Source organism: Pseudolactococcus yaeyamensis, assembly GCF_054658615.1.
The window spans coordinates 1-13,180 of the sequence record NZ_BAAGGP010000079.1 but is presented as its reverse complement, the minus strand read 5'-3'; the positions used below and the strand labels follow the sequence as shown (position 1 = coordinate 13,180).

The window sequence follows — 13,180 nt, the reverse complement described above, 5'->3', positions numbered from 1 at the left end:
ATGCCATATTTATATTATATCAAAACCAACCGTCTACAACAAGTATGAAGTTGCAAAAAACTATCATATCCCTTGATATAATAGCTTTTGGGGGTGTATTTTTTAGTTTTAACTGTCAAACTCGGGGATCGCCGTGGTGGTGGTCGCGACCGTGATGACCGCAACAAAAAAGATTACTACAAAAAAGATAAACAAAAAGTTCACCCTAAAGCGACTGAAAAGAAACCCGGTTTCGTGATTCGTAATAAAGGCGACAAATAAGATAAAACTGAAAAGTCGGCAACGGCTTTTTATGTTATAATAAAATAAGTCTGTCCGAAATAGGCAGTTATCAGAAAAATGCAGTCGTTGATAACTATATCAAGATTACCTCAAACAGAAAGAAAAAATATGACCTTCAAATCAGGATTTGTCTCAATTATCGGCCGACCAAATGTCGGAAAATCAACTTTGCTCAACCACGTGATGGGGCAAAAAATCGCCATCATGAGTGATAAAGCACAAACCACGCGTAATAAAATTCAAGGGATTTATACAACTGAAAACGAGCAAATCGTTTTCATTGATACGCCGGGTATTCACAAACCGCACAATGCTTTGGGCGATTATATGGTGGAGTCTGCTTATTCTACCTTGCGTGAAGTGGATACGGTTTTATTCATGGTGCCGGCTGATGAGGCGCGTGGTAAAGGCGATAATATGATTCTTGAGCGGCTCAAGCAAGCCAATGTCCCTGTGATTTTGGTTGTCAATAAAATCGATAAAGTCCATCCAGACCAGTTGTTGGCACAAATCGATGACTTCCGCACACAAATGGACTTCAAAGAAGTCGTGCCGATTTCTGCCCTTGAGGGCAACAACACAGAAAAATTGCTCGATATTCTCAAAAGTAATCTCGAAGAAGGCTTTAAATACTTCCCAGATGACATGATTACAGATCACCCAGAGCGCTTTCTGGTTGGGGAAATGATTCGTGAAAAAGTCTTGATTTTGACACGTGAAGAAGTGCCACATTCCATCGCTGTTACAGTGGACTTGATGAAACGTGATGAGGATACAGGAAAAATCCATATCATGGCAACGATTTATGTTGAACGCAAGAGTCAAAAAGGGATTATCCTTGGAAAAGGTGGCGATATGATTCGCAAGGTCGGGAAAATGGCGCGTCGTGACATTGAAGTCATGTTAGGCGATAAAGTTTACCTTGAAACTTGGGTCAAAATCAAGGCTAATTGGCGTGATAAAAAAATTGATATCCAAGCAATGGGTTATCGTAAAGATGATTTTTAAGGGTGGCTGTCTAAAATGGAAAATGCAGAGTTTATAGGAGAAGAGATTTCTAACTCAGAAAATCAGCAAAATAAAATGCTGGCTGGCACTTTTTGGATGACGGCGGGTGATTTCCTGTCGAAAATTTTGGGTGCTATCTATATCATTCCTTGGTATGCGTGGATGGGCAGTCATGGCGATCAGGCCAATGCCCTGTTTTCCATGGGTTACAATGTCTACGCCCTCTTTCTTTTAATTTCGACGGCTGGTATTCCAGTCGCCATTTCTAGAGAAGTCGCCAAGTATAATGCGCTCGGAGATAGGAATATGTCTTATCGTCTGGTGCGTCAAATGTTGGTCTTCATGGTGATTTTAGGCGCGATTTTTGCAGGTATCATGTACTTGCTTGCACCATTTTTTGCGGCGCTGTCAGGTGGCGGTAAAGACTTGATTCCAGTCATGAAATCTCTGTCACTGGCTGTCCTCGTTTTTCCGGCTATGTCAGTCATTCGCGGTTATTTCCAAGGTTTGAGTAACATGAAACCCTACGCGCTCAGTCAGCTTTTTGAGCAGATTGTACGCGTCATTTGGATGTTAGTCACAGCCTTTACCATCATGAAGATTGGGTCAGGCGACTGGGTGGCAGCCGTTACACAGTCAACAACTGCCGCTTTTATCGGCATGATTGCTAGTTCTGTTGTCTTGGTTTTGGCTTTGATGAAACAAGGCGACATCACACATATCGCCAATCCCGGCCCGTCTAAACATCAGATTAATGCTGTGAATCTTCTCGCGCAAACGCTGACGCAGGCCATTCCCTTTATCGTGATTGGGTCGGCCATTCAGATTTTCAAACTGATTGACCAAACGACTTTCCCGCACGTCATGCGACTGATTGCCAATTACACGGATGCGCAGTTGGCGATTTTCTTCTCTTACTTTTCTGCCAATACAGATAAGTTGACCATGGTTTTGATTGGTGTGGCAACGACTTTGGGCGGTGTCAGTATTCCCGTCATCACGTCGTCTTATGTCAAGGGGAATAAAAAAGAGACGGCACATCTGATTAGTTATAGTCTCCAGCTATTTGCTGTTTTCATGCTCCCAGCCGTTGTTGGCATGAGTATTTTGGCGCGTCAAATCTACACGATTTTCTACGTGTCGCCAAGCCAACTCCAGCTGAATTTGTTTGTCTTTACCTTTCTTCAGAGTTTTCTTCTGGCAAGCTATGCCATGTTATCACCGATGCTTCAAGCCTTGCGCCATAGTCGCGTCGCGATGCGCTACTTTGGCTTGACGTTAGCTATCAAGCTCGTCCTCCAAGTGCCGGCAATTCTGCTCTATGAGGCTTATGGGCCGATGATTGCAACGACCATTGCCTTTGGTATCGGGGTCTTCCTTTTCTTGCGCAAAGTCCAGCAAGTCTCTGAGTTTTCGGTTAAAGTGACCTTCCGCGGCTTTCTGGGCATTGCGACGATGACCTTGATTATGGCGCTCGTCGTGAGCGTGGTTAAATGGTTACTGCCAGATCACGTCCTGCTGGGAACAGTGATAGCAGGAGGCTTTGGATTCGCTGCATACTTAGTCATGGCAGCAAAACTAGGGTACTTAGAAAAATTACTGGGCGAAAAGGGCACATCTCTTCGCCGAAAATTGCATATTTGAGGTTTTATGAGTAAACAACTTAAATTAAAGCAATTGGGTGATTCGGAAAGTTTTAAAATTCTAAAATATGAGCCAAATTCTGATACGTGGGAGGCAGTTTTTGATATTGAGCAAGATGCTGCTAATCGTGCTTATAAGATAAAAAATAATGAACAAATTTTTGTCGTTTATGATAAATTTGAACAAGTTTCAAAAACAGAAAGAATTTTGGGAAGAGATTTACAAAAAAGTGATAACAAAGTAGTTAGAAAGCGTGTTCATAATTTTTTGAAAATAGCTTATTGGGAATCTTACTTTGAAAATAATGGTGAGATTTACAGTAAGGATTTGCTCTCTTCTGGCACAAAAGGTATCATCTATCCTGTCAATAAAAATGGTATTCCTATTGCTGTTTTCAGTCGTTCAATTGTCAAGATAAATGGTCAGTTTCAACTTGAATTATCAGTAGCGAATTGGGCTACTGATGATGATGTTAATCATATTCTTCTATTTTTATATAGCAGAATATATTGCTACTCACAATTTATCTGATGTTGGTTTATTATCAGTAAATGTGAATGTTTCTTATGCGTTTAATAATAGAAAAATTTTAACTCAAGAACATCTGAATATGCTACCTCTGGAGAAAAGACCTACAAAATTTGAAGCTTTTAGTTGGTATTATGCTGGACTTGCGCTTATTTATCCATTATTTGCGATAAAGGTAATGAACCACACTTTAAAACCACTTCTTTTTGCACTTGGTTGTATTGGTGCAATATATTAATAATTCTAGGAATAGTGAAGTATAGGAAAGGATAAAATGGGTAAATATCAATTAGACAATAAAGGACAGCAAAGTGTCCAAAAGTTTCATGAAAAAAATATCGGAAAATCGGATAAACAATTGAAACTAGAAGCGATTAAAGCACAATATCTCAACAAAAAGAAATCAGGCAAGAAATGAACAATCCCAAACCCCAAGAATGGCGATCTGAGGACTTATCACAGGGCTATATCGCAGATTACAAGCCACTCAATTTTGTTGACGGCGAAGGTGTGCGCAATAGTCTCTATGTGAGTGGTTGCCCTTTCCATTGTGAGGGGTGCTATAATGAAGCAACTTGGAACTTTAGATTTGGTACGCCTTATACGCCGGAGTTAGAAGCGCGTATCATGGCGGACATGGCGCTGTCCTATGTGCAAGGTTTGACCCTATTAGGTGGCGAGCCCTTCCTTAACACTGGCACAGTTTTACCGCTTGTGAAAAGAATCAAGTCTGAGCTACCGGATAAGGACATCTGGTCATGGACAGGCTATACATGGGATGAACTCATGCTAGAAACGCCAGATAAACTTGACTTGTTAGCCCATATAGACATCTTAGTTGACGGTCGTTTTGACCTCTCTAAGAAAAATCTCTTGCTACAATTCCGTGGCTCAAGTAATCAGCGGATAATTGATGTCCAAAAATCTCTTAAAGCAGGAAAAGTTATCATCTGGGAAAAACTCAATGATGGTAAACAGGCCGTGGAACAATTTCATAAGGAAAAATTGATTTAAAATTTGATTTATTAAGGCAATGTCTACTCAATCGAGTAGGCGTTTTTAATTTGGTGCTTTTTCTAATTAAGGGGTAGTTAAGTATTTGATTGTAAAATGAAGTTATCTATTAGAACAGGAGGAAATAAATGGCAAAAAGTAAAGTGAAAAGTGGACAAATTTTTGAGCGTAAGGAAAAGAAGTATCTGCTAACGCGTCAAAAATTTGAAGATTTAGTTGAGAGGTTGCAGACGGTCATGTGCTTTGATGATTACGGTCTGCATACTATTCATACGATTTATTATGATACGACTGACTTTGATGTCATTCGGCATTCCGTTTCTAAGCCGAAATTTAAGGAAAAATTGCGCCTGCGCAGTTATGGTCAAGCGACAGCAGATAGTCAAGTTTTTTTAGAACTCAAGAAAAAAGTGGCTGGTATTACCTACAAACGACGGGAAAAATTAGTCTATGATCAAGCGCTGAGCTTTCTTCAAGGACAAACCCTTGACAAAGCAAGTCAAATTTTGAGGGAAATTGATTATTATCAACAACAAGAAGTGCTCCAACCCAAGGTGCTGATTAGTTATGATAGATTAGCCATGTTTCACAAGAAGGACGCTGATTTTCGGATTACTTTTGATCAAAATATCAGGTACAGTCTGACAGGATTTGATTTGACACAGACGGATTCAATTGCGAAAAGCGCTTTAACAGATGATGACACCATTCTCATGGAAATTAAAATCTCGGGAAGTTTTCCGCTGGAAATTTCCCGCATGTTATCAGAACTTGACATTTATCAAGGGAAATTCACAAAGTATGGTAATATCTATCATCAAGCTATTGCCCCGCATTATTATCAAGAAAAAAATATCAAATTTAACTTTTCAAGAAAAGGAAAATAAAACATATGCTATCAAGTATTCTATCTAGTTCAACCAACACACTCACAGTCAGCTTGCCGGTCTTGCTGACGACGATTTTTGCCAGTCTTTTAGCGGGGTTTGTCATTGCTAAAATTCATATGTACCGCAATCATTACAGCAAAAATTTTGTGTTTACCATTGCCTTGTTGCCAGTGCTCGTTTCTGCAGTTATCATGGTTGTGAACGGCAATCTGGGGGCAGGCATTACCGTGGCTGGCGCTTTCACACTGGTTCGTTTCCGTTCAGCTCCGGGAAATGCGCGTGAAATTACGACGATTTTTTTCTCAATGGCGTCTGGTCTCGCGATCGGAATGGGTTATGTCGTTTATGCTTTTATTTTTGTCATTATTGTTAGCCTTGCCATGCTTGCCTACACGCAAATGAAATTTGGCGAAACAGCCTCAACGCAGAAACAAGTTAAGATTACCCTGCCAGAATATACAGATTACAACTCAGAATTTAATCCCATTTTTGCAGAATTTACCAATGGTTACAAGATTGAGCAGGTCAAAACGACCAATCTCGGGAGCTTGTTAGAAGTCACTTTTTCGATTACAGAAAAAGATAGCGCCCAACAAAAGATTTTCCTCGATAAATTGCGCGAAGTCAATGGTAATCTGCCGATAACAATCCAGCACAACAAGCTTGGGTTAAATGATTTATAAGAAAGAGTGTTTAATATGAAACATAAAAAAATAATAAGTATTGTCTCAATTATCGTAGGAACAGTCGTCATTCTTGGAATGGTTGTGGTCTTAAATAAAGGCAAGCAGACTTCTGCTATCTCGGCAACTTCGGCTAGTAAAAGCACTGATACAAGCAAGGCGAGTACAGCTAAAAGTAGCGAAACAGTCACCGCAACAGCGCTTGAAAATGCGACAAAAGTAGATTTGTCACAAAACGCCAACTTGTCCATTACACAAGCAGGCACTTATGAGATAACAGGTCAGACGAAGGATGGCCAAATTGCTATCGATGTGGGCGATACAGAACAAGTCACGCTTGTTTTAAACAATGTTGACTTGGCAAACACGACAACAGCACCTATTGCCATCACTAATGGTAAAAAAATCATGATTGAAACAGCAGAGGGGACGATCAATACCATTTCAAGCACAGGTAAAGATGCAGACAATACTGCAACGATTTATTCAAAAGATGACTTGACTTTCACAGGTAAAGGGAAATTAGTAGTGACTTCAGCAGCTCAAAATGCCATTCAATCTAAAAATGATTTGACTTTTAGCAGTGGGACTTATGAGTTGACTGCAAAAAATGAAACCATCAAAGGTAAAGACAGTGTGACTTTTGACGGTGGTGATTTCACCCTGACTTCTGAGAGTAATGCCGTTAAAACGACTAATATCGAAGAAGCTGATCAAGGTGTGATTACGGTGAATGGTGGCACCTTCAATATCAAAGCAACAAGCGACGGTTTCCATGCCAGCACCAACATTGTCATTAATCAGGGCGATATAAAACTCGATGTTGAAGATGACGGTTTGCACGCAGACGGCGTTTTAGAGGTCAATGACGGCACAATCAAAATTGAAAATTCATATGAAGGACTTGAAGCGGCGGATCTTCAAATCAAGGGTGGCGACATCACAGTCAAAGCGCAAGATGACGCCATTAACGGTGCTGGTGGCAATGATAGCGAGACTGGGATAAAACAAGATAATTTTAATTCAAGCACAGGTAAGGTAACGATTTCGGGTGGTAAGTTGGTTGTTTATGCGGGACTTTCTGGTTCTGGTGACGGTCTGGACTCTAATGGTGATTTGACGATAACAGGTGGCACGATTACAATTCATGTGCCAACAACAACTCGCGATTGGTCAACAATTGACTTTGATGGCAATTACAAACAGAGTAACGCAACGGTAACAGAAGTTGCAGCAGATGGGACGACAACAGCCGTTACCCAAGACACGATTGCAAACTTTAGTGGTATGCAAGGCGGTGGTAATGGTGGACCTAGAGGTCATTAAAAAAGAGCGCTCGACGGCGCTTTTTTATGTCCATTTCCACTCTAACTGGAGTACTTTCTATCATCGTTATCCAACAATTTGGTGAAGTAAAAGTCAAAATATTATCGTTATTTCCAAAATCATGGCGATTGATAATGAATTCATTTGTTTTACTCACGAAAAACTGCATATTTTAAGTATTCCCCCCCTTTTATTATTAAATATTCTATCTAACATTTAATAATAAAAGAGATTTCCGTGATGATATATCAACTGTACGCTTCATGGTAATAAATTAAAATAAAAATTCAAAAAAATGATGTTCGTCTCATAATATATAAACTTGTGAATTGATATAAATTTTACTTGTCCCGATTTTTTTTAGTTTCGTCCATATTTTTTTTCAAGTTCAGTAATCTCATGTTCTATCACATTTGCCATATTGAAACAATCACAAAAAAAGTTTTTTTGGCATTCTTTCAATGTGTCAAGTGACTCTTGTTCACCACTAATAAATTTGAGCATTGCTTCACTATATATCAATGTGAGTTTTTCATAAATGAAATAATCATGAATATTATCTTTCTTCAGAAATTGAATATATCGGTTTGCTTCAGTATAAAGTTTCTTCTCTGTAAACACATCAATAATGTTTAGAAGTGCCCGATAGGTATCTAATTTGATAACAGGAAGATTAAAGTCTGTCATAGTGGGGGCGATTAATCTGTCAGCTAATTTTGATAAATCGCTAGGTGTAATGAGTATTGCAGTATATCCTAAAAGCATAATTTCGTACTGCCCCCAGCCTTTAAGATTTAAGAGATATTTTACTAAGTATGTAATGTCATGAAGTGATATTACAAAAGATGGATCAATGAGCTTAATAACTGCTTCTATTCTGATTTTATCTAATCTTAGACTGACTAAATCTTTTTGAGCAGATTTAGTACATTGTATTTTGAGTAAAATATTTTTTAATTTGGCGATATTACGTTCAACATATGCTTCTGAAATTTCATAAGCAGAGAGCGTCACATTATTATCGTGTAAATATTGATTATAACGACTTTCAAATTCTAAGGTGTTGACGTGAATATTCCTTAAAATACCAAAAAAATCATTGTCGAAAGCATTGTTTTCCCGTTTTCAAATTCCGAAAGATGGGAAGGAGTAGTATAGCCGTTGGCAGCGTCAGCAAGGGTATAACCTTTTAAAAGTCGAAATTCTTTTTCGACACTTCCATAAGCTACGCTCTCCACTGATTTATAAGTTTTGGATGTATTCATTTTTTCATTTTCTATATTCTGATAAGCAATATTTACATTTAAAAGACAGTGAGGGTTTTGAAAGCGCTATCCGCTATGTTATACGCTATAATGTAATTTTACCACAATAAAGAAAAAATAGCTGATTTTCTTTAGTGCTAGCGATTATTTTTTGTTATAGAATGAATATAAGGCAATCAAAAAGGAAAGAAGAGTGGAATATGAAAAGGTACAAAGTCATTCTATCTACTAGCTATGCTAGTAATAATTATCCCCTTGTATGCTACAATTTGGTTTTAAGTTAATAGTTTCATCCCTATCCTTTATCAAAAATTAGAAATAAAAATGCTTTTTCCTAAGATAACAGGACAGGTAAAACATCAAACACTACTAAACTTAGGGAGACAATAATGGATATTCAATTAGATATAGGTTATAAAAATCAGGTGATGTATAAAAATGTTTATTTGCAACTTCCTTCCAATGGTATAATTTCTTTGATTGGCAAGAATGGAAGTGGAAAATCGACAATCTATAAAACATTTTTAGGACATATTCCTGCAATTCATGGGAAAGTACCAAAATCAGTCACTGCAAAATGTGCGATTGTCTCTGATTATGTGCATATTCCAGAGGAGAATAAGGTTCGGGATGTTTTACGACTCAGTTCTAATTTTAAATCAGGAATCAAGAAATATGAGAAATTTTATCAAAATATTACAAAGCTACTTGATTTAAAAGTCAAAACGCTTAGCTCCGGACAAAAACGAATTTTAGAGATTTTCATGGTGCTGCTCTCAGGAAAAGAAATTATTATTTTGGACGAAGCGACCAATGCTCTTGATTTTGAAAGTAAAGAATTATTTTTGAACTATGTATGTGAGCTATCAAGTGAGATTTTATTTATTCATACTTCGCATGATTTGACAGAGGTTGTTGTGTTGAATAGTATCCCTTATCTATTGGTCAAAGAAAAAAAGAAAATAATAGCAATTCGGCAGGAAAATATGACAACGGACACTCTTGTTGCAACAGTTAAAAATGGGGGAGATAGATGTTAAATTTGTTTGAGTTTGAATACTTGCGTTTCAAAAATAATCGAGTTCTCTTCCTACTTCCCATTTTGCTTATAGTTATTGGTTTTTCTGGGGTGTTACTCACTCAGATTTATACAGATGGTAGTATTTCGAGCTATCTGACTTTGTTTAACATATATAATGCTTATGCACAATTTGTCTTCTTGTTTATTTCATTCATTTATATCTATTCTTTTTCAGAAGATTTTTCTAAAGGGAGTTATGCATTTTATAGGCAAATTGGTTATTCTTTACGGAAATGTTTATTTGTGAAACTTGTACTATTGTACATCCCGACTGCTCTTATTGTGACCTTCTTTATCGTATTATCTGCGTTGAAATTTCAGATTCATGAAATTTTAAAAATAGTGATAGCGGTTATAACGATTAATTTTGGGCTCCTTTTTTGCATCGTGTTCTCCCTATTTTTATCTTTGTTACTAAAAAAAAAAACGATGTTTGCAGCAGTTACTAACTTTATTATCTATATTGCTTGTAATATCCTTAATCTTGTATTATTGGGACTTACGAATCCTCTTGATGGCAACAGTCTTAGCACGAGCATGGTTAAATATTTATTTTTAGGAAATATTTCAAATCAATCAATTGTGCGAACACATTGGAATTTTGAAACTCAGAATTTCCTGTTCGCAGTCATGCCGTCAATCGTTTATGTCTTGATATTTGGGATAATCATTTATATCTATTCAGGAAGAAAAAATTATGAAACTTAATGTTCCGTATAAAACATTGGCCTTTACGCTCTTTAGCAAGTGTAATGCAGCTTGTTCAATGTGCTGTTTTGAGTGTAGTCCACAACGTATTGAAAAATTGGATGTTGCAAGAGTCAAAGAGTACATTGATGAAGCAGCAGAAATTGATGAAATCACAACAATTTCTTTTACAGGTGGGGAACCATTTCTGAAATATAACCTGTTGCTTGACTTGGTCAAATATGCAGCTGCAACAGGTAAAAGAGTAACAACAATTTCTAATGGATTTTGGGCAACATCCAAAGAGATTGCAACTGAGAGATTAGCAGAGCTAAAAGCAAATGGTCTGCAACACCTCAGTACAAGCCATGATTTTTTTCATAAAGAGTTTATCAAGACCGAATATGTGGCAAATTTGCTGAGTGCCGCAGGTTCATTAGGTGTTCCTTCAACATTGGCAATCGTCAAAACAAAAGAGCAAGATATCGGTAGTATTCTTGATGAATTGGGCAATAGTGTTTATCCTACTGCTATAGAGATTGTACCCTGTTTACCCGCAGGTGGAGCTTGCAGAAACTTTCCAAGCGACAGTTTTGATAGAACTTTGGCATCTGATACTAAGGGGATGAGATGTATTTATAGTGGAAATATAGTCGTTGGTTTTGATGGTAACATCTATCCGTGTTGTTCGCAAGTTATTTTCGAAACAGGTTTAGTCATTGGAAATTATAAAGAACTTAGCTTGACAGAAGCTCTTGTAAAAGTTAAAAAGAACGGTTTGCTATATTTATTAAGGAATCGTGACCTTTCACTCTTTTCAGAATTTGCAAAGGAAAAATTAGGAATTGATATCCCTGATAAAATTGTCAATCCTTGTGAGCTATGTGCTCTTATGTTCAGAAAAGAAAATCTTGAAGAATATAAGGTTTTTGTTATTGAAAACATGGCAGCATTAAAAAAGTAAATGGTCTATACTCAATATAAAAATTCTAATTATGAAATATTAAGAAATGTAAATGGGGATTGTTATGTCAAGGATATTGCTAGAAATAAAATCTACCATAAGCAGAATTTCAATTTCGAAAGAAGTAGTTTTCCGTTATCAAAAGCAATCAAACTGGTCAATAAAAGACACCCTGTTCTTAATTCTTGAAATAGGTTCAGTTTTATTATTGTTGTATCTTAGTTATCATATTTTTAAGTTTGGTGGTAAAGCGATTGATTTTTGGCAAAGGGGGCTTGCTTTTAGCTTTTTATTTGTAAATCTTGTTTGTCACGAGTTAGGACATTCGCTAGTTTTAAGATTTTTTGGAAGACGAAGAGGGAGATATAAAGTAAAGTGGTTTTATATTTTTCCTATGATTACGGTTGATACTTCTGAAGCTTATATGCTTCCAAAATTTGAAGCAGCAGCAGTTTGTTATGCGGGCATCATGACTAATATCTACTTATCAAGTATCATATGTTTGATATTTCCTAGTAAGTTGTTTATAATTATTCCGGTTTATAATTGAATTCTATTCAATCTCTTACCCCTTGGGCGTTCAAAGACTGATGGCTATCACATAATTGTTAATTTCATCATAGGAGTAAATGATTATAAATTTAGAAAGATTAAGGTCGTTTATTTATTTGATGTATTGTTCTATGGGATGGTTATGCTCATCATTTACAATATGCTAAACTATTTGTTTAAATAAATTTTAGAAAGGAACCAAAATTCATGAAAGACTTTGAAATCGATTTTGAATTGGATGAAAAAGATGAAATTGAAACATTGGATAGTCCAGCCTGTATCATTGGGTCGTACTTCTTTGTTTCAAGTTAATTTTTCTCAATTCAAGCCACTCCTTTGAGTGACAAGCACAGGAGAATGTTACAATAATTTGTGTAACAACAAGTAAAAAGCTAAAAATATACAATTTAGCTTTTCGGGATGAGGTCTTTGTACCTCATTTTTTTATTTTCGAGAAAGTTTAATCTGAAAAAGAGGATGTTTTTATAACGTTTATCATTCTATATCAACTAAAGATTTCTTTATCTAATAGTAGAAATAGTTTTTTCAAAAAAATATATACACTGAAATTACTTATGAATGAACCAGAGGCTAGGGCAAAAGGTTCAAAAATAGAAGAACCGTATGAAAATCGTTTTCGAAAACGTTGATTTCATAACGGTTTGTCTAGTTTATAATTAGCTAAATTATGCTAATTTTTAATTTTTGTTTCAGGCCCTTTTAAGTGTATTCAATTCGGTTGATAAGCAAAATAGAGTTTTATTACTCAATTTTTGGGCAACTCATCGCTTATAAGCTTGAATTGCTTAAAAAAACACAAAGTACTCCGATTTTATCTTTGTTCAAGAAAGTGGGAATCTTATTAGGCCATCGAAGCACAATCAGTATTTGAAATAATTTCACGAAGTGCTCCCTTATAAAATGATAAAATGGAAACGACTTTTGTTTCTTATTCCTTACGTCACAGGAATATGATACTTCAAAAAGAATTGAGGGTGGATGAGCAGGTTATTGTGCAACGTGGGCAGGTCAGACACTCAGATGATCTCTTCGCTGAAAATTTACGAGGGACACGGAAATTGCATAGATGATTAGATGGACAAGATATTTAACAATGAAAGAAGGATACTAGTGTGAAAAACAATATAAAGTCCCCCCTTAAAAAGAGCGCAGAAAACCAGCTCTCAATTTAAGGGCGAAAAATCTTTAGGTATCCCTCATTTCCCTGCTTTTTTTAAACTCTTCAGGAAGAATAC

At 36.7% G+C, this 13,180-nt stretch carries 16 protein-coding genes; 14 read left to right on the top strand and 2 right to left on the bottom strand.

The window, feature by feature from the left end:
- Positions 1-93 precede the first annotated feature (93 nt).
- The 10 genes from ACYQ21_RS12550 to ACYQ21_RS12505 all read left to right on the top strand — a co-directional run bounded on the left by ACYQ21_RS12550 (position 94) and on the right by ACYQ21_RS12505 (position 7,375).
- A complete protein-coding gene (locus tag ACYQ21_RS12550; RefSeq protein ID WP_460058758.1) occupies positions 94-261 on the top strand; it encodes a hypothetical protein in 168 nt (55 codons plus the stop codon).
- Positions 262-390: 129 nt separating this feature from the next.
- Positions 391-1,290: a GTPase Era gene (era, locus tag ACYQ21_RS12545; protein WP_460058757.1), complete on the top strand. Its 900-nt coding sequence runs from the start codon at positions 391-393 to the stop codon at positions 1,288-1,290.
- A gap of 15 nt (positions 1,291-1,305) precedes the next feature.
- Positions 1,306-2,934 (top strand): putative polysaccharide biosynthesis protein, encoded by a 1,629-nt coding sequence (locus ACYQ21_RS12540; protein ID WP_460058755.1) that lies wholly within the window; start codon positions 1,306-1,308, stop codon positions 2,932-2,934.
- A gap of 6 nt (positions 2,935-2,940) precedes the next feature.
- Positions 2,941-3,465 carry a hypothetical protein gene (locus ACYQ21_RS12535; protein ID WP_460058754.1) on the top strand — a complete coding sequence of 175 codons (525 nt, stop codon included), beginning with the start codon at positions 2,941-2,943 and terminating at the stop codon, positions 3,463-3,465.
- On the top strand, positions 3,398-3,700 hold the full coding sequence (locus ACYQ21_RS12530; RefSeq protein WP_460058753.1) for a hypothetical protein: 303 nt from the start codon (positions 3,398-3,400) through the stop codon (positions 3,698-3,700). The genes ACYQ21_RS12535 and ACYQ21_RS12530 overlap by 68 nt, the downstream gene beginning before the upstream one ends.
- A 36-nt stretch (positions 3,701-3,736) precedes the next feature.
- Complete coding sequence (locus tag ACYQ21_RS12525) at positions 3,737-3,880, top strand: hypothetical protein (RefSeq protein WP_003138887.1); 144 nt, start codon at positions 3,737-3,739, stop codon at positions 3,878-3,880.
- On the top strand, positions 3,877-4,476 hold the full coding sequence (gene nrdG / locus ACYQ21_RS12520; protein WP_460058752.1) for an anaerobic ribonucleoside-triphosphate reductase activating protein: 600 nt from the start codon (positions 3,877-3,879) through the stop codon (positions 4,474-4,476). Before ACYQ21_RS12525 ends, nrdG begins: the two co-directional genes overlap by 4 nt.
- A gap of 128 nt (positions 4,477-4,604) precedes the next feature.
- Positions 4,605-5,363 (top strand): VTC domain-containing protein, encoded by a 759-nt coding sequence (locus ACYQ21_RS12515; protein ID WP_460058751.1) that lies wholly within the window; start codon positions 4,605-4,607, stop codon positions 5,361-5,363.
- Between the two features lie 5 nt (positions 5,364-5,368).
- Positions 5,369-6,049, top strand: coding sequence for a DUF4956 domain-containing protein (locus ACYQ21_RS12510; RefSeq protein WP_460058750.1), 681 nt, complete (start codon positions 5,369-5,371; stop codon positions 6,047-6,049).
- Positions 6,050-6,064: 15 nt separating this feature from the next.
- Positions 6,065-7,375 (top strand): carbohydrate-binding domain-containing protein, encoded by a 1,311-nt coding sequence (locus tag ACYQ21_RS12505; protein WP_460058748.1) that lies wholly within the window; start codon positions 6,065-6,067, stop codon positions 7,373-7,375.
- Between the two features lie 360 nt (positions 7,376-7,735).
- Here ACYQ21_RS12505 and ACYQ21_RS12500 read toward each other — a convergent pair whose 3' ends face one another.
- Together ACYQ21_RS12500 and ACYQ21_RS12495 are read right to left on the bottom strand one after the other, a co-directional pair.
- Positions 7,736-8,449 carry an Rgg family transcriptional regulator gene (locus tag ACYQ21_RS12500; protein ID WP_460058759.1) on the bottom strand — a complete coding sequence of 238 codons (714 nt, stop codon included), beginning with the start codon at positions 8,447-8,449 and terminating at the stop codon, positions 7,736-7,738.
- Between the two features lie 5 nt (positions 8,450-8,454).
- Entirely contained in the window at positions 8,455-8,640 is a 186-nt protein-coding gene (locus ACYQ21_RS12495) for a helix-turn-helix domain-containing protein (RefSeq protein ID WP_460058746.1), read from the bottom strand.
- Between the two features lie 389 nt (positions 8,641-9,029).
- On the opposite strand from ACYQ21_RS12495, the gene ACYQ21_RS12490 reads away from it, so the two are divergent.
- The 4 genes from ACYQ21_RS12490 to ACYQ21_RS12475 all read left to right on the top strand — a co-directional run bounded on the left by ACYQ21_RS12490 (position 9,030) and on the right by ACYQ21_RS12475 (position 11,922).
- A complete protein-coding gene (locus ACYQ21_RS12490) occupies positions 9,030-9,680 on the top strand; it encodes an ATP-binding cassette domain-containing protein (protein ID WP_460058745.1) in 651 nt (216 codons plus the stop codon).
- 449 nt (positions 9,681-10,129) lie between these two features.
- A complete protein-coding gene (locus ACYQ21_RS12485) occupies positions 10,130-10,429 on the top strand; it encodes a hypothetical protein (protein ID WP_460058743.1) in 300 nt (99 codons plus the stop codon).
- Positions 10,419-11,372: a radical SAM protein gene (locus ACYQ21_RS12480; RefSeq protein ID WP_460058742.1), complete on the top strand. Its 954-nt coding sequence runs from the start codon at positions 10,419-10,421 to the stop codon at positions 11,370-11,372. The genes ACYQ21_RS12485 and ACYQ21_RS12480 overlap by 11 nt, the downstream gene beginning before the upstream one ends.
- A gap of 52 nt (positions 11,373-11,424) precedes the next feature.
- Entirely contained in the window at positions 11,425-11,922 is a 498-nt protein-coding gene (locus ACYQ21_RS12475; protein WP_460058741.1) for a hypothetical protein, read from the top strand.
- Positions 11,923-13,180: the final 1,258 nt, after the last annotated feature.

What these genes read in the sequence shown, in the direction of transcription:
- ACYQ21_RS12480 (WP_460058742.1), top strand. Translation starts at nt 10,419, where the DNA reads ATGAAACTTAATGTTCCGTATAAAACATTGGCCTTTACGCTCTTTAGC.
- nrdG (WP_460058752.1), top strand. Translation starts at nt 3,877, where the DNA reads ATGAACAATCCCAAACCCCAAGAATGGCGATCTGAGGACTTATCACAG.
- ACYQ21_RS12535 (WP_460058754.1), top strand. Translation starts at nt 2,941, where the DNA reads ATGAGTAAACAACTTAAATTAAAGCAATTGGGTGATTCGGAAAGTTTT.
- ACYQ21_RS12510 (WP_460058750.1), top strand. Translation starts at nt 5,369, where the DNA reads ATGCTATCAAGTATTCTATCTAGTTCAACCAACACACTCACAGTCAGC.
- era (WP_460058757.1), top strand. Translation starts at nt 391, where the DNA reads ATGACCTTCAAATCAGGATTTGTCTCAATTATCGGCCGACCAAATGTC.
- ACYQ21_RS12490 (WP_460058745.1), top strand. Translation starts at nt 9,030, where the DNA reads ATGGATATTCAATTAGATATAGGTTATAAAAATCAGGTGATGTATAAA.
- ACYQ21_RS12475 (WP_460058741.1), top strand. Translation starts at nt 11,425, where the DNA reads ATGGGGATTGTTATGTCAAGGATATTGCTAGAAATAAAATCTACCATA.
- ACYQ21_RS12540 (WP_460058755.1), top strand. Translation starts at nt 1,306, where the DNA reads ATGGAAAATGCAGAGTTTATAGGAGAAGAGATTTCTAACTCAGAAAAT.
- ACYQ21_RS12530 (WP_460058753.1), top strand. Translation starts at nt 3,398, where the DNA reads ATGATGATGTTAATCATATTCTTCTATTTTTATATAGCAGAATATATT.
- ACYQ21_RS12525 (WP_003138887.1), top strand. Translation starts at nt 3,737, where the DNA reads ATGGGTAAATATCAATTAGACAATAAAGGACAGCAAAGTGTCCAAAAG.
- ACYQ21_RS12515 (WP_460058751.1), top strand. Translation starts at nt 4,605, where the DNA reads ATGGCAAAAAGTAAAGTGAAAAGTGGACAAATTTTTGAGCGTAAGGAA.
- ACYQ21_RS12505 (WP_460058748.1), top strand. Translation starts at nt 6,065, where the DNA reads ATGAAACATAAAAAAATAATAAGTATTGTCTCAATTATCGTAGGAACA.
- ACYQ21_RS12495 (WP_460058746.1), bottom strand. Translation starts at nt 8,640, where the DNA reads ATGAATACATCCAAAACTTATAAATCAGTGGAGAGCGTAGCTTATGGA.